The sequence below is a fragment of the Acetobacter pasteurianus subsp. pasteurianus LMG 1262 = NBRC 106471 genome, assembly GCF_000285275.1.
GTDB lineage: Bacteria > Pseudomonadota > Alphaproteobacteria > Acetobacterales > Acetobacteraceae > Acetobacter > Acetobacter pasteurianus.
In genome coordinates, this window is sequence record NZ_CADO01000008.1 from 19,349 (window position 1) to 39,969 (window position 20,621).

At 53.4% G+C, this 20,621-nt stretch carries 19 protein-coding genes; 12 read left to right on the forward strand and 7 right to left on the reverse strand.

Going from position 1 to position 20,621, the window contains the following annotated elements:
• Positions 1-4 precede the first annotated feature (4 nt).
• Complete coding sequence (locus APA10_RS02895) at positions 5-1,042, reverse strand: ELM1/GtrOC1 family putative glycosyltransferase (RefSeq protein ID WP_003629383.1); 1,038 nt, start codon at positions 1,040-1,042, stop codon at positions 5-7.
• Positions 1,035-2,360: a lipopolysaccharide biosynthesis protein gene (locus APA10_RS02900; protein WP_003629382.1), complete on the reverse strand. Its 1,326-nt coding sequence runs from the start codon at positions 2,358-2,360 to the stop codon at positions 1,035-1,037. Before APA10_RS02900 ends, APA10_RS02895 begins: the two co-directional genes overlap by 8 nt.
• Before the next feature lie 343 nt (positions 2,361-2,703).
• On the opposite strand from APA10_RS02900, the gene pqqA reads away from it, so the two are divergent.
• The 5 genes from pqqA (at position 2,704) to pqqE (ending at position 5,908) form a co-directional block, all read left to right on the forward strand.
• Positions 2,704-2,784: a pyrroloquinoline quinone precursor peptide PqqA gene (pqqA, locus tag APA10_RS14405; protein WP_014457297.1), complete on the forward strand. Its 81-nt coding sequence runs from the start codon at positions 2,704-2,706 to the stop codon at positions 2,782-2,784.
• 88 nt (positions 2,785-2,872) lie between these two features.
• Positions 2,873-3,784: a pyrroloquinoline quinone biosynthesis protein PqqB gene (gene pqqB / locus APA10_RS02905; RefSeq protein ID WP_035365792.1), complete on the forward strand. Its 912-nt coding sequence runs from the start codon at positions 2,873-2,875 to the stop codon at positions 3,782-3,784.
• Positions 3,781-4,521 carry a pyrroloquinoline-quinone synthase PqqC gene (gene pqqC / locus APA10_RS02910; RefSeq protein WP_003629378.1) on the forward strand — a complete coding sequence of 247 codons (741 nt, stop codon included), beginning with the start codon at positions 3,781-3,783 and terminating at the stop codon, positions 4,519-4,521. The genes pqqB and pqqC overlap by 4 nt, the downstream gene beginning before the upstream one ends.
• A 20-nt stretch (positions 4,522-4,541) precedes the next feature.
• The gene (pqqD, locus tag APA10_RS02915; RefSeq protein WP_003629377.1) at positions 4,542-4,817 is read left to right on the forward strand and encodes a pyrroloquinoline quinone biosynthesis peptide chaperone PqqD; all 276 of its coding nucleotides are present in this window, start codon (positions 4,542-4,544) and stop codon (positions 4,815-4,817) included.
• Positions 4,814-5,908 (forward strand): pyrroloquinoline quinone biosynthesis protein PqqE, encoded by a 1,095-nt coding sequence (pqqE, locus tag APA10_RS02920; protein ID WP_035365788.1) that lies wholly within the window; start codon positions 4,814-4,816, stop codon positions 5,906-5,908. Before pqqD ends, pqqE begins: the two co-directional genes overlap by 4 nt.
• A gap of 72 nt (positions 5,909-5,980) precedes the next feature.
• Here pqqE and APA10_RS02925 read toward each other — a convergent pair whose 3' ends face one another.
• A complete protein-coding gene (locus APA10_RS02925) occupies positions 5,981-6,994 on the reverse strand; it encodes a hypothetical protein (protein ID WP_035365787.1) in 1,014 nt (337 codons plus the stop codon).
• A gap of 138 nt (positions 6,995-7,132) precedes the next feature.
• On the reverse strand, positions 7,133-7,813 hold the full coding sequence (locus APA10_RS02930) for an ATP-dependent Clp protease proteolytic subunit (protein ID WP_014457301.1): 681 nt from the start codon (positions 7,811-7,813) through the stop codon (positions 7,133-7,135).
• 46 nt (positions 7,814-7,859) lie between these two features.
• Between APA10_RS02930 and APA10_RS02935 the strand changes: the two genes are divergently transcribed.
• From APA10_RS02935 to recJ, 5 genes are all read left to right on the forward strand, one after another.
• Complete coding sequence (locus APA10_RS02935; protein ID WP_035365786.1) at positions 7,860-9,032, forward strand: OmpA family protein; 1,173 nt, start codon at positions 7,860-7,862, stop codon at positions 9,030-9,032.
• A 140-nt stretch (positions 9,033-9,172) separates the two neighbouring features.
• A complete protein-coding gene (locus APA10_RS02940; protein WP_003624415.1) occupies positions 9,173-10,405 on the forward strand; it encodes an LL-diaminopimelate aminotransferase in 1,233 nt (410 codons plus the stop codon).
• The gene (locus tag APA10_RS02945) at positions 10,402-11,715 is read left to right on the forward strand and encodes a homoserine dehydrogenase (protein ID WP_003629371.1); all 1,314 of its coding nucleotides are present in this window, start codon (positions 10,402-10,404) and stop codon (positions 11,713-11,715) included. The genes APA10_RS02940 and APA10_RS02945 overlap by 4 nt, the downstream gene beginning before the upstream one ends.
• 53 nt (positions 11,716-11,768) lie before the next feature.
• The gene (glpX, locus tag APA10_RS02950) at positions 11,769-12,767 is read left to right on the forward strand and encodes a class II fructose-bisphosphatase (protein WP_003629370.1); all 999 of its coding nucleotides are present in this window, start codon (positions 11,769-11,771) and stop codon (positions 12,765-12,767) included.
• A 16-nt stretch (positions 12,768-12,783) separates the two neighbouring features.
• Positions 12,784-14,616, forward strand: coding sequence for a single-stranded-DNA-specific exonuclease RecJ (gene recJ, locus APA10_RS02955; protein ID WP_003629369.1), 1,833 nt, complete (start codon positions 12,784-12,786; stop codon positions 14,614-14,616).
• A gap of 92 nt (positions 14,617-14,708) precedes the next feature.
• Here recJ and rpoH read toward each other — a convergent pair whose 3' ends face one another.
• Positions 14,709-15,668, reverse strand: a complete 960-nt coding sequence (gene rpoH, locus APA10_RS02960) for an RNA polymerase sigma factor RpoH (RefSeq protein ID WP_174714350.1) — start codon at positions 15,666-15,668, stop codon at positions 14,709-14,711.
• A 249-nt stretch (positions 15,669-15,917) separates the two neighbouring features.
• Positions 15,918-16,931, reverse strand: a complete 1,014-nt coding sequence (locus tag APA10_RS02965) for an RluA family pseudouridine synthase (RefSeq protein ID WP_174714351.1) — start codon at positions 16,929-16,931, stop codon at positions 15,918-15,920.
• A gap of 47 nt (positions 16,932-16,978) precedes the next feature.
• On the opposite strand from APA10_RS02965, the gene APA10_RS02970 reads away from it, so the two are divergent.
• On the forward strand, positions 16,979-18,097 hold the full coding sequence (locus APA10_RS02970) for a FecCD family ABC transporter permease (protein WP_157999362.1): 1,119 nt from the start codon (positions 16,979-16,981) through the stop codon (positions 18,095-18,097).
• Positions 18,094-18,906: an ABC transporter ATP-binding protein gene (locus APA10_RS02975; protein WP_003624424.1), complete on the forward strand. Its 813-nt coding sequence runs from the start codon at positions 18,094-18,096 to the stop codon at positions 18,904-18,906. The genes APA10_RS02970 and APA10_RS02975 overlap by 4 nt, the downstream gene beginning before the upstream one ends.
• Before the next feature lie 20 nt (positions 18,907-18,926).
• Here APA10_RS02975 and APA10_RS02980 read toward each other — a convergent pair whose 3' ends face one another.
• Positions 18,927-20,390: a protein adenylyltransferase SelO gene (locus APA10_RS02980; protein WP_003629363.1), complete on the reverse strand. Its 1,464-nt coding sequence runs from the start codon at positions 20,388-20,390 to the stop codon at positions 18,927-18,929.
• Positions 20,391-20,621: the final 231 nt, after the last annotated feature.

The window sequence follows — 20,621 nt, forward strand, 5'->3', positions numbered from 1 at the left end:
GGGTTTATCTGGCAATAAACAAAGGCAGTTTCATGATACTTGCATAACATTTTTGCATATCATCATCCCGCCGGGATGCATCTGGCTGCCATTTCAACATCTCAGCAGAAGCCTGTGGTGTTACCAAATGGATATAATTCTGCTCGGCCAAAATGTCATGCCATTTACCAAAGCATGTCCCGCTCCCCAGCCAACCACGACGCACAAGCCCGTTGCGGATATTTTGTAGCCCCCACCGATCTACACTGGCTTGCAAACGTGTCATGAAGCTGTGCTTGGGCCGTAATGGAAACAGCCATACAGGCACGCCTGTGCGGCACGCATCCGCCAACATGGACGCACTGTCTCCGGTTACAACAAACCGGTTCGCTTCCTGCAAAAACTTCTGGAACGGGTTAACGCCTTTACGGAATATATAAATCTGCATCGGAATGGTTTTGCTTATATCTTCCAACCATCCTTCAGCCTCAACAGGAGTTCTTGGGCTGGTTAGCACATGCAAAGATTCATGATGTGCTTGTGCCAGTTCGTGGCTAAAGCGTAGCAGTTTATACGTATCCTGCTTATTCAAAAAAAACTGCCGCGATGGTGCACCATACAAAACAACAGTGCCACCATGCCGCCTTGTTGAGTCTATTTGTGGGATAGATGTCTGGCTTTTATGTGCACCGTTTAAGGGAAATCTTAAGCGCAAGACGTTAGGCGCTGTCGGATAATCATCCTGCGGCAAAATAATTATCAGATCCAAATCTGCTGCAGGCACATGGCTCGGACGCCCAAGCTGCACAATAGCGGGCGTGTTTTTACAACGCGCACGCAATGCCAATGCGGCCTGCACTGCGTTACCAAAAGACAAAATCAACCGAAGGTTTTGGGTATCCGGGATCTGCTCAGGTAAGCCGAAATCAGCCTGAAGCGGAATAATCTGGCACGGTAACCCAAGCATATCTGCCAAAGCCCGGCACTGCGCCATTTCACCAGCGCGGTGGGTATCCAGTATCCATACCTCAGATGTATCAGAAACCGGAGTAGCCTCAGCCATTGCCTCTTCCAAAATCCTGCTTTCGGCTCATCAACAGGTAAGGTACCAAACGAGTCAGGAAGATCACCAACTCACCTATCAATGTAGCCAAACCTGCTCCCGTCATCCCCAACCCTGAAGTTAGGAAATACAGCAAAGGCAGTGTCACGCACATTGTAAACAACCGCCCCAGCAAAATCTGATGGGCGCGATTGAGAGAAACCAGCAAGGGCTCCAGCGGTACATCCCACAAATCCAGAATGGCGGTTAATGTCATCAGCAGCAAAAGTGTGCGGGTGCCAGACCAAGGCACAGTCAGCAGCACATGCAACAACCAAGGCCCCAGCACAAACACAATAGCCAGCACCGCAGCCGAGAACACACCGAGCACTTGCAGAATACGGTGCGTAACCTGCCGAATGGATGCCCAGTCTCGCTTATCTTTCAGGGCTACCAATTCTGGATACAAGGCCGGTGTCATCATCTGTGCCGGGCGGGCCAGACCATCAGAAATCTGCCATGTCACGTTGTAAATGGCCGCACTCTGTGGCCCAAGAACGGCACCTACAATCATCACCGTTAAGCGGGAAGAAAGCCGTGCGAGCGCCTGATTGATGCTGACAGAAAAAATAAAGCGCCAGATGCCTTTGATAGGGCTTACCCAAGGCACACCAAATATACGGAAATTCTGCAAACTATCGGAACGCAAAAGCAGATACGCGCCCATTCCGTAATTGATAAAGAATGATGCTACCGTTGAAATATACCAGATCACCAAAAAGCTGGTGAAAGACCAATGCCAGAATAGCCCGACAAGACTGCCTACCAGACGGATCAGCCCGCTTCCGCTATCTGCCAGCACAGAAAGTTCGTACCGATCTAGCAGCCGCATCACGCCCATTGCACCGCCTGCGTTCATGAACAGGATAACAGTCATGTACCAGAACGGCGTGGCAGAAGATGCATTTCCCCAGCCCAAAAGATTCCCGAACCATTCACACAGCAGCAGGGCAAGCCCCATACCTGCCACGGCCCCTATGCCATCTAGCAACATGCAATGGCGTAAGAGCATCTGGAACGGATGCCTGTCTCCATTACGGTACAGGCTGCTTCCGTATTGCAGCAATGGTTGCCAAGACTGAAACCGCAACCCTGCCGAACAGGAGAGAACAAAGGAATTGATAAGCAGCAGAACACCGTAATCCTGCAAACCCAATGCGCGTGCGGAAACAGCGGTAGTTATAAGTGACAAAACGGCGCAAAACCCGCGCCCCCCCAGAATATACCCGGTATTGCGAAAGACACGGACAAACAGCGCCTTAACCTGACTACTCATCATGCGTGTGTCTTACCCCAACCGCGTATCTGGTCACTCATCTGTTTCCTCCCCAGCATCGTTACCCCGCTGGGCTAAAGCCTTGCTTATGTGGGCTGCTTTAGAAGACTCCGCCAGCCAAGACAAATCTTGCACAGATTTTGTGCGGTTGCGGTGTATAGCCCCACTTTTATTCACAGTTGCGTGAAAATAGACCCTCTACCCGCCTGTTTGGAGGGTAAAACACTTGCGTGATAGTCATTTTTCATCACACTGCAAGGCGCAAAAGCGGCTTTTTCCTGCGGATCTTTATCTCAAGAACCTGTAGGGAACGGCCCTGTTTCAACTCAATCAAGGAGACAGGCTCATGGCTTGGACTGCACCAAAAGTAACCGAAATTCCGTTGGGCGCTGAAATCAACAGCTACGTTTGCGGCCAGAAGAAATAAGTCAGGGTTATACCCAGCTTAGCCGCCAGCCATTACCGGTGTGAACGCCGGTTTTGCACTGGCGGCTTTTTTATTTAGATGTGTTGTTATGCTTGAGATTGTTGTTCTTGGTGCAGGTGCAGGTGGCGGTTTTCCGCAATGGAATTCTAACGCCCCCGCTTGCCGCCGCGCCCGTGCGGGAGACCCCGCAGCCCCTTCCCGCACTCAGGCCTCCATTGCTGTAAGCGGAGATGGCCAGCACTGGTATGTGCTCAATGCCTCACCCGATCTGCGCACCCAGATCAACCAGACACCGGATATGTTCCCGCGTGAGGGGCTGCGCTCCACCCCCATTTCTGGCGTTGTGCTCACAAGTGGGGAAATCGATGCCATTACGGGCCTGTTAACCCTGCGGGAACGGCAGCATTTTAATCTGTATGCCACACAGCCTGTGCTCGATCAGCTCAACGCAAACCCTATTTTTAATGCATTGGATCGCACGCTTGTGCCGCGCCATGCCATGCAGCCAGAACACCCTATTCCTTTAGTGCCTGCCGGATTTAGCATCACGCCGTTTATTGTGCCGGGCAAAGTGCCCCTTTACGCAGAAAAGGCTGAAAACCCTGCTGAAATCATGAGCAATGGGGAAAACATTGGGCTGGAAATAACGGACGGCCACGCCCGCGCCCTGTTTATTCCCGGCTGCGCGATGATGACGGACGCCCTGCGCAACCGCATAAACGGCGCAGATGTTGTGTTCTTTGATGGCACGTTGTGGACGGATGATGAAATGATCCGTGCCGGGCTTGGCAGCAAAAGCGGCCACCGCATGGGCCATATGTCTATTGCAGATGAGCCAGATGGCACCATTGCCGCCTTCCGCCCCTTGCATGTGAAACGTAAAATTCTCATCCACATCAACAATTCCAACCCTATTCTGCTGGCCGATTCACCAGAACGTCATGCCGTAGAGCAAGCCGGATGGGATGTTGCATTTGATGGAATGAAAGTCTCGCTATGACCAACCAACTGCTCACCCCGGATGAACTGGAAAAAGCCCTGCGTGCCATAGGCGCAGAACGCTACCATAACCTGCACCCTTTCCACCGTGCGCTGCATGACGGCAAACTGAACAAAGGGCAGGTTCAGGCATGGGCACTGAACAGATATTACTATCAGGCCAGCATTCCCGCTAAAGATGCCTCTCTCCTTGCGCGCCTCCCCACTGCCGAACTGCGGCGTGAATGGCGGCGGCGGCTGGAAGACCATGATGGCACAGAACCAGGTTCTGGTGGTGTGGCGCGTTGGCTGAAGCTGACAGATGGGCTTGGGCTGAACCGTGCGTATGTAGAATCACTCGAAGGCCTGCTGCCCGGCTCACGGTTTGCTGTAGAAGCCTATGTGCATTTTGTGCGTGAACGCTCTGTGCTGGAAGCCATTGCATCTTCCCTGACAGAACTGTTCTCCCCCACCATTATCAGCGAACGTGTTTCGGGCATGTTGCGCAACTATGCCTTCATTACCGAAGAAACACTGGCTTACTTTAAGCCACGCCTCACTCAGGCCCCGCAAGATTCTGCCTTTGCTCTGGCTTATGTAAAGGAGCATGCCCGCACGGTTGAACAACAGCAGAGTGTGCTCAACGCGTTAAAGTTTAAATGTGGGGTGTTGTGGTCCATGCTGGATGCGTTGGATTACGCTTATGTCACGCCCGCACGTATTCCCCCAGGCGCTTTCCGCCCAGAAACTGCGGCATAAGCCCAATAGCTGATACTTCAATGATTTCTGAAAACAGTATCCTCCGCTTTGCCCGGGGCACACGCTTGCAACATGACCGCGTGCGAGATGTATGGTTCATTCAAGCGCCTGAACGCGCCTTTCATGCAGACCCTATTGCTGTTGAAGTGCTGCAACTTATAGATGGCACCCGCAATGTGGGGGGCATACTGGATCTACTTTGCCAGAAATTTGCCGCCCCACGGGACATTATCGCACAGGATGTGCTGACCCTTTTACGAGATCTGGCCACCAAACAGGTTTTGCAAGCCATATGAGTGCTCCGCCGCCCCCCATGAGCTTGCTTGCAGAGCTCACGCACCGCTGCCCTCTGCAATGCCCTTACTGCTCTAACCCCTTGCAACTGGAACCACGCCCACAAGAACTTGACACTGAAGACTGGAAGCGTGTGCTGAGTGAAGCTGCCGAAATGGGCGTATTGCAGGTTCACTTTTCTGGTGGTGAGCCTATGGCGCGGCCAGATCTGCCTGAGCTTGTGGCTCATGCAGCCAAGGCAGGATTATACAGCAATCTGATTACCTCCGGCATGCTGCTCAATGCCAAAAACCTGCAAGAACTGGCTGATGCTGGGTTAGACCACATTCAGCTTTCCTTTCAGGATGCCGAAGCTGAGAGCGCAGACCATATTGCCCACATGACGGGTGCCCACGCCAAAAAGCTTGAAGCCGCACAGCTTATTAAAACCGAAGGCCTGCCCCTTACCCTTAACTTTGTCATCCATCGGCAAAATTGTGAACGTGTGCCTGCCATGCTGGCCTTGGCTGAACAGCTAGGGGCCAGACGCGTAGAAATTGCGCATACGCAGTATTATGGCTGGGGGCTGCTCAACCGTAATGCATTATTGCCCAGCCGCGCTCAGGTAGAAGAGACGGAAAAGGTGGTTGCAGAAGCACGCGTACGCCTTTCTGGCCGCATGAGCATAGATTTTGTAACACCGGATTATTATGCTGACAGACCCAAGCCCTGCATGGGCGGGTGGGGTCAGCGCTTTCTAAACGTTTCTCCCGCAGGCAAGGTGCTGCCATGCCACGCGGCAGAAAGTATTCCGGGCGTTCAGATGCCTTCTGTTGCGGAAGAATCTCTCGCTAACATTTGGGAAAATGCACCGCTATTCCGCTTGTTCCGCGGCACAGACTGGATGCCCGAACCATGTCAGTCTTGCGCATTCAAGGAAGATGATTGGGGCGGATGCCGCTGCCAAGCTTTGGCACTGGCAGGAGATGCTACGGCAACTGACCCCGTATGCCACCGTGCCCCGGGGCATGATCTTATTACCCAAGCCATAACCGAGCGGCCAGAAACCCCGCCACCTTTCCATTACAGGCGCTATGGCAACGCCAAAGTGTAAGGCGGATGAAAAATTACCCCAACCAGCCCAGATAAAATAATCTCGCTGGTTGGGGTAATCCCTAAAAACAGATCACACTGCTGTTTTGCGATTTGCCTTGAATGCACCGCTTGCGAATTCCCAGCACCGTCCAACATCACGAATAACACGTGCAATGGCGGGCGTGGTTGTGGGGCGTAGCAGGCGCGGATCATAGCCGGAAAAGCGTCTATCATCCTCATCCAGACAAAGCTGCATGAAATCAGGCAGATTGATCTGGATGTTGGTCACTTCCTTGGTGCCAGTTACCGTAAAGTTGTTGTCCTGCGTATGTACGTGGCCTTCATCATCCACCGTACGCACCAAAGACAAACGCTCATAACCAAGGAAAGCCCAAACAGCCAGAACCTTCAGTTCAAAGTAAGGCCGACGCCACCACGGCATTACAGCCCGGTTCCATGCCAGCCAGTTGGCAAACAGAAGGATATGGCGGCATTCCTCCTGCATAATGGGTTCAAACGTATCTGTGAGTTCGGGCGGGAAATAGCCGGAACGCTTGGCCAGTTCAAACATGCCGAAAGCAAAAAAGCTGTCCGCACATTCCGAAAAGCCTGTCACCAGATAGGCCCATTCAACGTCCTTGGGCTCAACATAAGGTGGTTCCGGCGCCATAGGAATATTATAGGCTGCCACCATTTTGGACAGCACTTCCTTATGCCGGTTTTCCTCCCACGCATTGCGGGAGATGGCATCCTTCATATCCGGATCTGTAACCAGATTAGCATAAGCAGCCATGCGCAGGCGGGCCTTGCCTTCTGTCTGCACAGCGATATCCCAGATAGGCAGGGAGGTTACGCGCTTGAGCGTTTCTGGGTCCAGCTTAGGCCAGTTAATAACAGATGGCCTGTAAGGATTAAACGTCTCGCGGAACATTTGCGCCAAGGCATGTTTATGCGCCTCAGACCCCGGCTTAAGCGGCCCTTTTACGGGGCTTACCCAATGGCGGGCCCGATAATCAGCCTCTTCCACTGCTGCCTCATTGGGCGGCGGGGGCAGATCATCCATGCTTTCAGGCAGATGAGAATAGATATCGCTCAGAGAACCCATGTGAGGAACCTGTTTTCTAGGGATCTCGCCTGATACGACACCCAACCGTTTGGGCAGACATTCTGGCAGATCCAGTAACGCAAACGCGCCTGCCTCGCCCAATCCAGAGATGGAAATGCGAAGCAGGCGCGATGTGTATTAGTGCAGATCAGACAGCTTTGAAATGATCTTGGTCACTAAGCCGTAATCAATCGCTTCCTTGGCGGACATCCAGTAGTTGCGATCCGTATCTTTTGCGACTTTTTCATAGCTATGTCCGGTTTCCTTGGCGAAAATCCGGTTTAGCCGTTCGCGCATCTTGATAATTTCACGCGCTTCAATGTCGATATCCGTTGCCGGGCCACGCACACCACCCATCGGCTGATGCAGCAGGAAGCGCGTATTTGGCAGGCAGAATCGGCGATCTTTATGGCCGGCAGCAAAAATCAGCGCCCCAGCAGATGCCACCCAACCTGTCCCAATCATGTTGATTGGTGCAATCGAATCGACAAAGCGGATCATGTCATGGATCGTGTCACCACTTTCCACATGCCCGCCGGGAGAGTTGACGTAGACATCAATAGGCTGGTCAGATTCACCAGCCAGCGCCAAAAGGCGGCCCGTTACATCACGGGCGATTTTGTCATCAATCCCGCCAAAAATCAGCACTTTCCGCTGCTTGAACAACTTGTGTTCCAGTTCGCCATGCGGGGCGCCGGCTGTTTTTTCTTCTGCCTTCTCCGGGGCTGCCGGAGTTTCCGGTTCGTCATCCATCTTGATGGCGTTACGGGGGAAAATGCCCGTCATTGCTTTCTCCGCATGTTCTGTATCTGTGTACATTCCCTTATCCTGCGCTGCCTAAGCCTGCCTGCCAAGGGGCAATCATGTGCTGTCTCGCCAGCCGGGGCGGAAAAGGGTAAGGTGCGCTCCGTCTTACTGTCTGGTTTCCATTAATCGGAGTATCTGCGCTGCCATGCCGCAACCCTGCTTAGAACACAAGCGGACACTCCGCAGCGCCATAAGTCTAAAACCTGCTGTACGGCTTGGAATGCTCATGGCCTCCGGTGCGCTGCTGCTCGGCGGGTGCAGCCCTCATAAAGATGCGGTTGATGGCACACTTTCTTGGGTACAGCACATGCGCGGTGGGGTTATTGCCTCTCAACGGCCGCCGCCGCCGGGCATTTATGATCCCTACCCGCATGTTGGCCTTACCCCCACACAAGCGCCAGAAATGCCCTCTCCTCAGGACCGTGCGCTAGTAACCCAAGGGCTTATTCGTGAACGCAATCTGGCGTATCGGACAGTGGCTGCGAATGGCAGCCTTATACCCGATATTCCGCCCCCACCTTCTGCTGCAGCACAGCCTCCTGCAAAAAGTGCGGCGCCTGCATCTGGCTCGTCCACCCAGCCAAATGGCGCTGCACAGGATGGTTCTCAACAAGCCAGTCTACCGGAAGGTGTGAGCGGCGCCATTATGGATGCCGCGGATTCCTCACCAGACCAAAACGCACAAAGCTCTACTTCCCAACCTGGCAAAGCATCTTCCAAAGATAGCCCTGCCAATAAGAAGCAGGATAAAACTGCGGAAACCGAGCCAGAAGTTGGTTTGCCAGAGGTGCGCCCAAAAGCCGCACAAACAGAAATACCGGCTTCCGATATCCCGCAAATTCCAGATGGCCCGCCCACAGCACCATCATTCCCGGGTTTTGATGTGCCGTCCGATGCGCACGTACCGGATACCATTAAGCCAAACTATGATCTGGTTGATGTAAAAGGCACTTCATTCCACTTTGTGCCACAGTCAGACGTGCTCTCCAGCGGGCAGGAAAATACTCTCAGCAAACTCAAAACAGATCACCCTAATGGGCCGTTCTTTATCCGTGGGTTTGGCAATGCGCTTTCACTTAGCCCGCAGGATCAGTCTGACGCCGTAAAACTTGGGCTTTTGCGGGCTCAACGCCTGGCAGCAGCACTGGTGAAGCTTGGCGTTCCTTCCGCCAGCATTCATGTGCGGGGTGATGCCTTTGGCACGGGTGCCAAAGTAGCTACCAGCCCATAAACCCCTCTTAACAAAAAGTGTCATTCCAGCATTTTGGGCGGTATGAGGAGTTGCCTGTTCTGTTCTGACGATTACTATGCTTCTTCCCACAAACCTGCGGGGGTTCCTTACCCCCTGTTTCTTTAGAGCATCAGAAACCCATGACTGAAGAGTTCCATCGTATCCGCCGCCTGCCGCCTTATGTATTTGCTTCGGTAAACCAGGCCAAGGCAGCAGCGCGCGCACGGGGCGAGGATATTATTGACCTCGGCATGGGTAATCCGGACACGCCCACCCCGCAGCATATTGTCAACAAACTGCTGGAAACGGTGCAGGACCCACGCACCCACCGTTATTCCGTCAGCCGCGGTATTCCGGGGCTGCGCAAGGCTGTTGCCGGGTACTATGAACGCCGCTTTCACGTTGGGCTGGATCCGGACAAGGAAGTGATTGTCACACTGGGCTCCAAGGAAGGTCTGGCTAATCTGGCTTCTGCCATTACTAGCCCGGGGGACACCATTTTGGTGCCCAACCCTTCCTATCCCATTCATCAGTTCGGCTTTATTATTGCTGGAGCATCCATCCGCTCCATTCCGGCAACACCTGACGAAAACATGCTGCGTGCGCTGGAACGGGCAGTGCGCCACTCCGTGCCCAAGCCCACGGCATTGATTGTGAACTTCCCATCCAATCCCACAGCGTATCTGGCTGATCTGGATTTTTACAAGGAACTGGTTGCTTTCTGCCGCAAGGAAGAAATCTGGATCCTGTCTGATCTGGCGTATGCTGAAATCTACTTTGGTGATCTTGTGCCCCCTTCCATTCTGGCCGTGCCGGGTGCCAAGGATATTGCCGTAGAATTCACATCTCTTTCCAAAACCTATTCCATGGCTGGATGGCGCGTAGGCTTTGCCGCAGGGAATGAGCGCCTGATTGCAGCCCTTACCCGCATTAAATCTTATCTGGACTACGGCGCCTTCACACCTATTCAGGTGGCTGCCGTAACGGCCCTTAACGGCCCACAGGATTGTGTGGCTGATTTGCGCGCTCTTTATAAAGACCGGCGCGATGTGCTGATCCGCGGCCTGCACGGAGCTGGATGGGATGTTCCTTCCCCAGAAGGGTCCATGTTTGCTTGGGCACCTATTCCTGAACCATTCCGTGAAATGGGCAGCGTTGCCTTTTCCAAACTTCTTCTGGAAGAAGCTGGCGTGGCTGTGGCCCCTGGCCTTGGCTTTGGTGAATATGGTGATGACCATGTTCGCATCGGGCTGGTTGAAAACACCCAGCGCCTGCGCCAGGCCCTGCGTTCCATTCGTGGGTTCCTGTCTGCGCATGGCATCTCGCCATCTTCTCCTTCCTCTACCAAAAAGCCGGAGCCTGTTGCACCGTGACATCCTGTTCCAATTCCTCTCCTCTTCGTCTTGGTATTGCCGGTCTGGGCACGGTTGGCGCGGGCACTATTCGCCTGCTGCGTATGAATGCTGATCTGCTAAGCGCACGCGCAGGCCGCAAACTGGAAGTGGTGGCCGTAAGCGCCCGAGATCGCACACGTGACCGCGGTATAGATGTTTCCACCCTGCGTTGGCATGAAAACCCGCTGGATCTGGTTTCTGACCCCGACGTGGATGTTGTTGTAGAACTGATTGGCGGAAGCGAAGGTCCGGCCCGTGCGCTGGTAGAAAAAGCGCTATCTGCTGGCAAACCTGTTGTAACCGCCAACAAAGCACTTCTTGCCGTGCATGGCTCCGCCCTTGCCAAGCTTAGTGCAGATAATAACGCACCGCTGCTATTTGAAGCAGCCGTGGCTGGTGGCATTCCGGCCATTAAAACAGTGCGGGAAGGTTTGGCCGCAGACAAGCTGCTGCATGTTGGCGGCATTCTGAACGGCACCTGCAACTACATCCTGACCGTGATGCGTGAAACGGGCAAGGACTTCGATCTGGTGCTGAAAGATGCGCAGGATCTCGGATATGCAGAAGCTGATCCTTCCACCGACATTGATGGCATTGATGCTGCACATAAGCTGACAATTCTGGCTGGTTTGGCGTTTGGCCGCCCTGTAGCCTTTGATTCCGTTCAGGTAGAAGGCATCCGCCAGATTGGCGCCATTGACTTTGCTTTTGCACGTACCCTCGGCTACCGCATCAAACTGCTGGGCCTTGCCCGCCTGACAGATGCAGGCCTTCAGGCACGTGTTGCACCGTGCCTGCTCCCCCACAATGCACCTATTGCGCAGGTAGATGGCGTATTTAACGCTGTTGTGGCTGAAGGTGAATTTGTGGGCCGTATCATGCTGGAAGGCCGCGGTGCGGGTGCTGGCCCCACGGCCTGTGCTGTAACTGCGGATCTGGTTGATATTGCCCGTGGCCACACCATTCCGGTATGGGGCGTGCAAGCCAGTGCCGAACCTGCATTGCGCGCTTGCCCGGCAGGCACCGGAGCTGGTGCTTTCTATCTGCGTCTGATGGTGGAAGACCGCCCCGGCGTTATTGCAGATATTACAGCAGTCTTGCGCGATTGCGGTGTTTCCCTGCGCAGCATGCTCCAGCATCCTGCGGAAAATGAAACAACACCGTATGTTCCGCTTGTTCTGGTTACGCATCAGACATCAGAAGCTTCCATGCAGGAAGCTATCACCAAAATAGATGCCCTGAGCGTAGTGACGGACAGCCCTGTGATGATTCGGATCGAAACAGCCTGATTCTAGCCACCTTTTCCGGTATCATAGACTTTTAAGCAAGGATCCTGTTTCTGATGTCTGATTCCATAGGCCCCTCTCCTTTTGTTGTTTCTGACCGCAATCTCGCGCTTGAATTGGTGCGCGTAACGGAAGCCGCTGCTCTGGCTTCTGCCCGATGGACGGGCCGCGGACGCAAGAACGATGCTGATGGCGCAGCTGTAGAAGCTATGCGCACGGCATTTGATACCGTCGCCATTGATGGCATGGTGGTGATTGGTGAGGGGGAAATGGATGAAGCCCCCATGCTTTATATTGGTGAGAAAGTTGGCTCTGGCGGCCCCGGCATGGATATTGCCGTGGACCCGCTGGAAGGCACCAACCTTTGCGCCAAAGATATGCCAAACGCCATTACCGTGGTGGCATTGGCTGAGCGTGGCAACTTCCTGCATGCGCCAGATATTTATATGGACAAGATTGTGGTCGGCCCCAATCTGCCCGATGGTGTTGTTGATCTGGATAACTCCATTGAAACCAACCTGAAAAATCTGGCTAAAGCCAAAGGCAAGAGCGTTCAGGATCTTCTGCTCTGCACGCTAGACCGGGAACGGCATGAAGAAATGATCACCCGTGCCCGTGCTGCAGGTGCACGTGTGCGCCTGTTGACAGATGGCGATGTGGCTGGCGGCATTGCTGCCTGTCTTGATACCAGCCAGGTTGATATTTATGTGGGTTCTGGCGGTGCACCTGAAGGTGTGCTGACTGCTGCTGCTATTCGCTGCGTAGAAGGGCAGATGCAGGGTCGCCTACTGTTTGAAGATGACAGCCAGCGCGAACGTGCTCGTAAAATGAACCCCGGCAAAGACCCAGACCGCAAGCTAGGCCTGCATGATCTGGCTGCAGGGTCTGTGCTATTTTCCGCCACAGGCGTTACCACTGGTACCTTGCTGCGTGGTGTTCGGCAGTTGCCGCATCAGGCTATTACGCATTCTCTGGTCATGCGTTCCAAATCTGGCACGGTGCGCTTTATTGAAGGCCACCATAACTTCAAAACCAAAACATGGGCTCCGCAATAAGCAGCCCTGAATTTTGATGCAAAGCAGCACCTTGCAACTTACCGAACACGCTGAAGAAGCTTCCTCCTCTGCTGTATTGGGGGTGGAAGCCAGCTTGATTGGGCGGCGTTGGGCTTGGCGTGCCGGGGCAGAAGATCCTGCTCTGATGCGTCTGGGTGCTGCTTTGGCCCAACAACTGGGTATTCCAGAAATTGTCGGCCGTCTGCTGGCCATGCGTCAGATCACACCAGATCAGGCCCCTCATTTTCTGGAGCCCAAGTTGCGGGCACTTATGCCTGACCCTTCCAGTCTCACGGATATGGATAAAGCTGCTGAGCGCATGGCAAAAGCTGTCCAGAACCGTGAAGTAATTGGTATTTTTGGTGATTATGACGTGGATGGTGCCTGCGCCTCCGCCATTCTTGCCTCTTTTTTTGAACAACTCGGCTGCACCGTTCATACCCATATCCCGGATAGAATGACCGAAGGATATGGCCCTAATGTAGCGGCACTAGATAATTTGGTGGCGCAAGGCGCTTCCATATTGATTTGTGTAGATTGCGGCACCGCTTCGGCAGATATTCTGTCTCAAGTCACAGACAAAGCCGATGTGATTGTGCTGGACCATCACAAATCGGAAGATGCCCTTCCCCCTATTCTGGCAACAGTTAACCCTAACCGGCCTGACTGTTCCTCTGGCTTGCACCATATTTGTGCCGCAGCCCTCGCCTTTCTGGCCGCAGTTGCCACTACGCGAGACCTAAGGCGTGCAGACTGGTTTACAGCAGACCAGCCTCCGCCCGATCTTATGCGCCAGCTTGATCTGGTAGCGTTGGCAACGGTTTGTGATGTTATGCCCCTGCATGGGCTTAACCGCGCCTTTGTAACGCAAGGGCTTAAAATTATGGCCCGCCGCCAACGCACTGGCCTGAATGCCCTTATGGAAATTGCTGGCGTTACCAAAGCTCCGGATGCTTTTTCCTGCGGCTTTGCATTGGGGCCGCGCATCAATGCTGGTGGGCGCATTGCAGAAGCAGCTTTGGGCCTACGCCTGCTCCGTTGCCCAGATAGCTTTGAAGCCCGCCAGATGGCCGAACGTCTGGATGCCGTAAACCGCCGCAGACAAGGTGTTGAGGCCGATATTCTGGACCGCGCCATGCAACAGGCTGAAGCCCAGAAAGAAGCTGGGCATGCTGTTATTTTGCTGGCCGGAAAAGATTGGCACCCCGGTGTTGTAGGTATTGTAGCGGGGCGTATTAAGGAACGCTTCAATCGGCCTGCCCTTGTTGGGGCCGAACAGGAAGATGGCACCATTAAAGGTTCTGGCCGTTCTGTTCCCGGTTTAGATCTTGGCACCGTGATTATTGCTGCTCGTCAAGCTGGAATGCTGAAAACCGGCGGCGGTCACGCCATGGCTGCTGGCTTCTCCCTTACCGCTGATAAGCTGGAAGATTTTCATACCTTTCTGGATACTCGGTTAGCACAGGCGGCTACACTTCCAGAAAAAGTGCCTCTTACCGTAGATGCGGTGGTATCCATTTCTGGTGCCACAGCAGAACTGGCGCAGGATATGGGTGCCCTTGCCCCATTTGGTGCCGGAAACCCGGAGCCTCTGTTAGCTATACCCCGTGTAACAGTTATACGGGCAGACCGCATTGGCCGAGACGGCAACACGCTGCGCCTGCTTTTAAAGGGTGAAAATAATGGCCGGTTGAAAGCGCTGCTGTTCCGCGCGCATGAAAACCCTTTAGCGGCCAAACTGGAAGACACAACACGCCCTGCCCTACATCTTGCCGGGTATCTGCGGGCAGAAAGCTGGAATGGCAGAACAGACGCCACCTTCTTTATTCAGGACGCCGCGGCTGCCTGATAACAAGCCTGCCTTTACATGCTAAAATAAAATAAGGGCGTATAGGCGCTTCCTGCCTGCATGATTCGCAAGTAGAAAGCGCCAAAGCCCGCTTACGTATTCTGGGCTGTTTCTTCGCGCCGGGCCTGAACTTCCTTTTTCATGGCCGCCTGCACTTTTTCAAACGCACGCACTTCAATCTGACGCACCCGCTCGCGCGAGATACCGTATTCGTGCGCCAGTTCTTCCAATGTTGAAGGATCATCTTTCAAGCGGCGTTCCGTAAAAATTCGGCGTTCGCGCTCATTAAGATTGCCCATAGCGGAAGAAAGCAGTGCCTTCCGGCCTGAAAGTTCCTCATTCTCAGCGTAAACATCTTCCTGGTTGGTGTGATCATCAACCAACCGGTCCTGCCATTCACTATCCTGATCGGCACGCATAGGCGCATTCAGGCTATGATCTGGTGCAGCCATGCGGCGGTTCATATCCACCACATCCTGTTCAGAAACGCCTAGTGTCGTGGCAATCTTGTTCACCTGTTCTGGCTTCAGATCACCATCATCAATGGCCTGCATCTGCCCTTTCAGACGGCGCAGATTGAAGAACAGCTTTTTCTGAGCCGCAGTGGTGCCCATTTTCACCAAAGACCAACTATGCAGGATGTATTCCTGAATAGCTGCACGAATCCACCACATGGCATATGTGGCCAAGCGGAACCCTTTTTCAGGGTCAAACCGCTTTACGGCCTGCATCATGCCAATATTGCCTTCGCTGATCAGTTCATTGATCGGCAGGCCATAACCACGGTAACCCATGGCAATTTTTGCAACCAGACGCAGATGGGAGGTGACGAGCTGATGCGCTGCCTTAACGTCTCCCTTATCGCGCCACAGGCGTGAAAGGCTCAGTTCCTCTTCTGGTGTAAGGAGAGGATATTTGCGGATTTCCTGAAGGTACCTTGAAAGATTGTTTTCAGGCCCAACATTGATAACGGAAGATACCATGTGTTGACTACTCCCCTGAACTGGAAACTCCCTTGAATGCTTTGGGTTCCCGTAACGCCCGCAAAACATTCATAAAAAGAGGCAAGATCCAGTCATGCGATGGACAGATGTCTTACACCTCAACCCCTCTGCCCTCCGTATGAGCGGCAGACTGAAAAGAGGCTCTCCCACCAGTTCGGCTACGGCTTCCAAGGCCTAGTGGGTGCAACAGGGTGCGCTGGAAAAAGCACATGTGTCAAGAATTCTAAGATGCATGGCAGAAGACAGCCACATTTCTGGACCTGTACAGTCCTGTTTGCTGTTTCCGAATCGAAAAACCTATTCCTGATCCGCCTTGAGGCTACGTTCCAACACCTGCATATCTTCAGGCATAGGGGTTTCGAACAGTAGTTTTTCACCCGTTCTGGGGTGTATAAACCCCAACCGCGCTGCATGCAGGGCCTGCCGCGGGAAATCCAGCGCAGCCGCACGGGCCGCAGATGGCAGAACACGAGAAGCAGCGGGAATCCGTCGCAAATACAACGGGTCACCTATCAAAGGGTGCCCATTCGCAGAAAAATGCACACGTATCTGATGGGTGCGCCCTGTTGCCAACTTGCAGGCCACAAGTGCTGCCCCCGTACCAAAAGCCTGCAACGTGCGATAATGTGTGAGCGCCCATTTCCCACCTTTGGGCGTGAGCGCCATGCGCTTGCGATCACGCTTATCGCGCCCGATAGCTCCTTCAAAATCTCCTTCTGCCGGATTAGGTAGCCCCCAGCAAAAAGCCAGATAGGCACGGTCTATCCGACGTGCAGCAAAATCCTCTGACAGAGCCTGATGCGCCATTTCTGTTTTGGCCGCGACCATCACACCAGAAGTATCTTTATCAAGCCGATGCACGATACCGGGACGGCGTTCTCCACCAATGCCTTTCAGACTTTCCCCGCAATGCGCAATCAGGCCGTTTACAAGAGTGCCTGTTTCATTCCCCGGTGCAGGATGCACAACCAGACCAGCCGGTTTATCCAGCACAATCAGATCATCATCTTCATACAAAACGGTAAAAGAAATATCCTCACCTTGGGGCACTGCGGGAGCAGCGGGAGGAATGGTGAGCACCACTTCCATACCAGCACGGGCTATGGCTGCGGGTTCCCTTATGCACACGCCATCACATGCCAAATGCCCTTCTTCAATCAGGCTTTTGATACGTGAGCGTGAAAGCGTTTCCATTGTGGCAGCCAGAAAACGGTCAATCCGTTCTCCTGCCTGCTCTGGCGTTACAGTAAAGGAGACGGCTGTTTCCTTTACTGGCAAAGATGGATCATAACCATTTTGCATTATAACCATCTGTGCCAACACCCACCCGTTTTTCAAGTTTCATGCAGAAGGAAAAGATGAAAACGCACAAAGCCTTTTCCACTGCGCACCGTCAAGCTCAGGATACCATGCCGGACTACAAGGATACGCTGCCAGATATCACTGCTGTGCAAGCTACATATCGTGCCAGCATCTACAAACGGCTATTTATCCTTGGTTGTCTGGCTGCTGGCGTTGTAATTTCACTTGGTGCCAATTTTCTGGTTGGCCCTGCTCATCTTTCCCCAAGCCTGTTTTTGCAGACACTGTTCAATTCAGTTTCTGTGCCGCAGCAAACTGCCATTATTGTGTGGCAGATTCGTATGCCCTACGCCCTCATGGCTGCCTGTATAGGGGGCGCTCTTGGCTTGGCAGGGGCAGAAATGCAGACAGTTCTGGCCAATCCATTAGCCAGCCCGTTTACACTGGGCGTTTCCGCCGCCGGAGCGTTTGGAGCTTCTCTAGCTATTGTTTTGCAATGGCACATTGCAGGCGTGCCTGATAACTGGCTGGTAGCAGGATGCGCCTTTGTGTTTTCCGTATCCTCTGTTTTTGCATTGGATATGCTGACACGCTTCCGGCAGGCGGATACAAGCACGGTGATTCTCTGTGGCGTTGCGCTTGTTTTTTCGTTTCAGGCGCTTGTTGCTCTCATGCAATTTGTTGCCAGTGAAGATACGCTGCAAGATCTGGTTTTCTGGACGCTTGGCAGCCTAAGTCGCGCCACATGGGCCACTCTGGCTTTATTGGCTGGAAGTCTGGCTCTTATCTTTCCACTTTCTCTCCGCTCTGCTGGCGAACTAACCCTATTAAGAATGGGTGAAGAACGCGCCGCCAGTCTTGGGGTGGATGTTCCGCGCCTGCGTCGCGCCGCCCTTTTACGCATCAGTTTTCTATGCGCTCTTTCCGTTGCTTTTGTGGGCGTTATTGGATTTGTGGGGTTAGTGGCCCCACACATCGCACGCCGACTGGTGGGAGAAGATCATCACTTCAGTCTGCCCGGCAGCTTACTGACTGGCGCACTTATTCTATCCGTTTCTTCTTTGGTCGCGCGTATTTTGGTGCCGGGCATTGTTGTGCCTCTTGGCATTATTACGTCACTGGTGGGCATTCCATTCTTTCTGGCCATCATTCTCAAACAGCGGCCAATGGTATGACAGCAGACAAACCTTTTTCAGGCCTGATAGCGCAAAATCTTACCGTCCATTATGGGCGCAATACGGTGCTGGATGATCTGACAACACCTTGCTTTCCACATGGGCGTATCTGCGCCCTGCTCGGGCCAAATGGTAGCGGAAAATCTACCTTATTGCGCGCCATGAGCGGCCTATTGCCTGTTAAAGGGTGTATCACACTAGATGGGCTTCAACTTGGCAGCCTGCGCTTGCCTGAACGCTCCCAACACTGCCTGTATCTCCCGCAAGCACTTCCCGCGCCCGTCAACATTACTGCACTGGAAGCCATGCTGGCTGCCAAACGTATTATGCCCAGCAGACAAGGGCAAAGTTTTGCAGATGCGCCTCATGAGGAAGATATTCAGGCTTCACTGGATCTTCTGAAGCAATTTAACATTGCCCATTTGGCATTGCGCAAATTGAACGAGCTTTCCGGAGGCCAACGCCAGCTTATTGGTCTGGCACAGGCACTTGGCCGCCAACCGCACGCCCTGTTACTGGATGAGCCACTCAGCGCACTGGATCTGCACTATCAGTACGCCGTTACAAAACTGCTTACGCAGATCACCCGTGCAAACAATCTTGTAACGTTGATGGTGCTGCATGATCTGAACATCGCATTGAACTTGTGCGATCTGGTATGCGTGCTTCACGAAGGCCAAATTATTGCCTCCGGCCCTCCGGCGGAGGTGTTAACTCCCGCACTGCTCCGCACCGTGTACCGCGTAGAGGCACGCATTGAAACAACAGACGATAACCACAGATTTATCGTGATTACCGACTGTATATAAACGGCGACACTTTAACCTTATTACGTCCCGCAGAAAGTGTATCTTACACGCTCTTCAGGCTGCGGAGGTTGTGCATACCGTGCCATATCTGCCTGCTCTGTATAGGGTAAAGCTGTAAGCTGCAGCATTTCCTCAAACAACGTGTAGTCATCATTATTTACAGCCGCGCTTATCATGGCCTCTATCAGATGATTACGCGGAATATAACATGGGTTTACGCGGCGCATGTTTTCCGCCCGTATAGCTGGAGTTTCCTCTACTTCCTGCATTAAGCGCTGCCGCCATTGGGTAAGCCACGGCTGCATGCCTTCCAATATATCGGGCACATGCTCACCTGTTATGACGCGCTCATCACTCAAACTGCGAAATGTATTGGTGAAGTCAGCGTGGTGTTCCTGCATTTGAGCAAACAAAGCATGGAAGAATGTTTCATCTCCTGCCTGCCGTGTTTTCAAACCAAGCTTTGCCCGCAATCCCGCAAAATATACGCCATGGAATAGCCCTCCAAACTGCTCAAGCGCCTGCCCCGCCAAAGCAACACTTTCTTCTTCATCTTCGGAAAGAAGTGGCAGCAATGCTTCCGCCAAGCGTGTAAGATTCCACAGGGCAATTGTTGGCTGATTGGTGAAGGCGTAACGCCCGCGTTCATCAATAAAGCTGAACACGGTATTCGGATCATACTGATCCATAAAGGCACAGGGGCCGTAATCTATGGTTTCTCCCGATACAGCCATATTATCCGTATTCATCACACCATGAATAAAGCCAACCAGCATCCATTGGGCGATAAGCTTGGCTTGAGCCTCAATAACCTGCTGGAGGAACGCCAGATACGGCGCAGGAGCTAGTGCTACCTGTGGGTAATGCCGGGCAATGGCAAAATCTGCCAAAAGCCGCAGGCCCGCCATATCCTGCCGTGATGCAAAATACTGGAATGTGCCAACCCGAATATGGCTGGATGCCACACGCGCCAGAACAGCACCGGGCAACATGGTTTCACGTAAAACAGTCATGCCCGTTTTTACGGCAGCCAATGCACGGGTTGTGGGAATACCCAAGGCCTGCATGGCCTCGCTCACCACATATTCACGCAACACAGGCCCCAACACGGCGCGACCGTCCCCTCTGCGGGAAAACGGCGTGGGACCAGACCCCTTAAGCTGCACTTCCCACACATGGCCTTGGGCATCCTGCACATCCCCCAGCAACAGGGCACGGCCATCCCCCAAATGCGGGTTAAAGCTGCCAAACTGGTGACCTGCATACGCCATAGAGAGTGGTTCCACACCTTCTGGCATGGCGCTACCAGATAACATGGCTACGCCCTCCGGGCTGGCAAGCCATTCTGAATCCAGCCCAAGCTGTTCTGCCAAAGCATGGTTCAGCCGGATCAGCTTAGGGGCTGGCGCAGGAGAAAGAGGAGCATTGGCATAAAACCGCTCTGGCAATGCTGCATAGCTTTGTCGGAAAGGAAGTGATGCCATAACTCATTTCTCCGGAATAAAGACGGAAAGTGCCAAAGTGGCTCAATAACGGCCTGTGTTGCTGAAAACAGCACCCATTCCCCCAGATGCAAACCCGCCCCACGGGGCATGCCTGTCTGGCTCTCTGGCACATAAAGCATGAACATGATAGGAAAAGCCCCATCACGCCTGCCAACTCAGACCTAGATATAAGAACGTCTGAAAGCAAAAAAAGAACCGAGGCAACGGAGC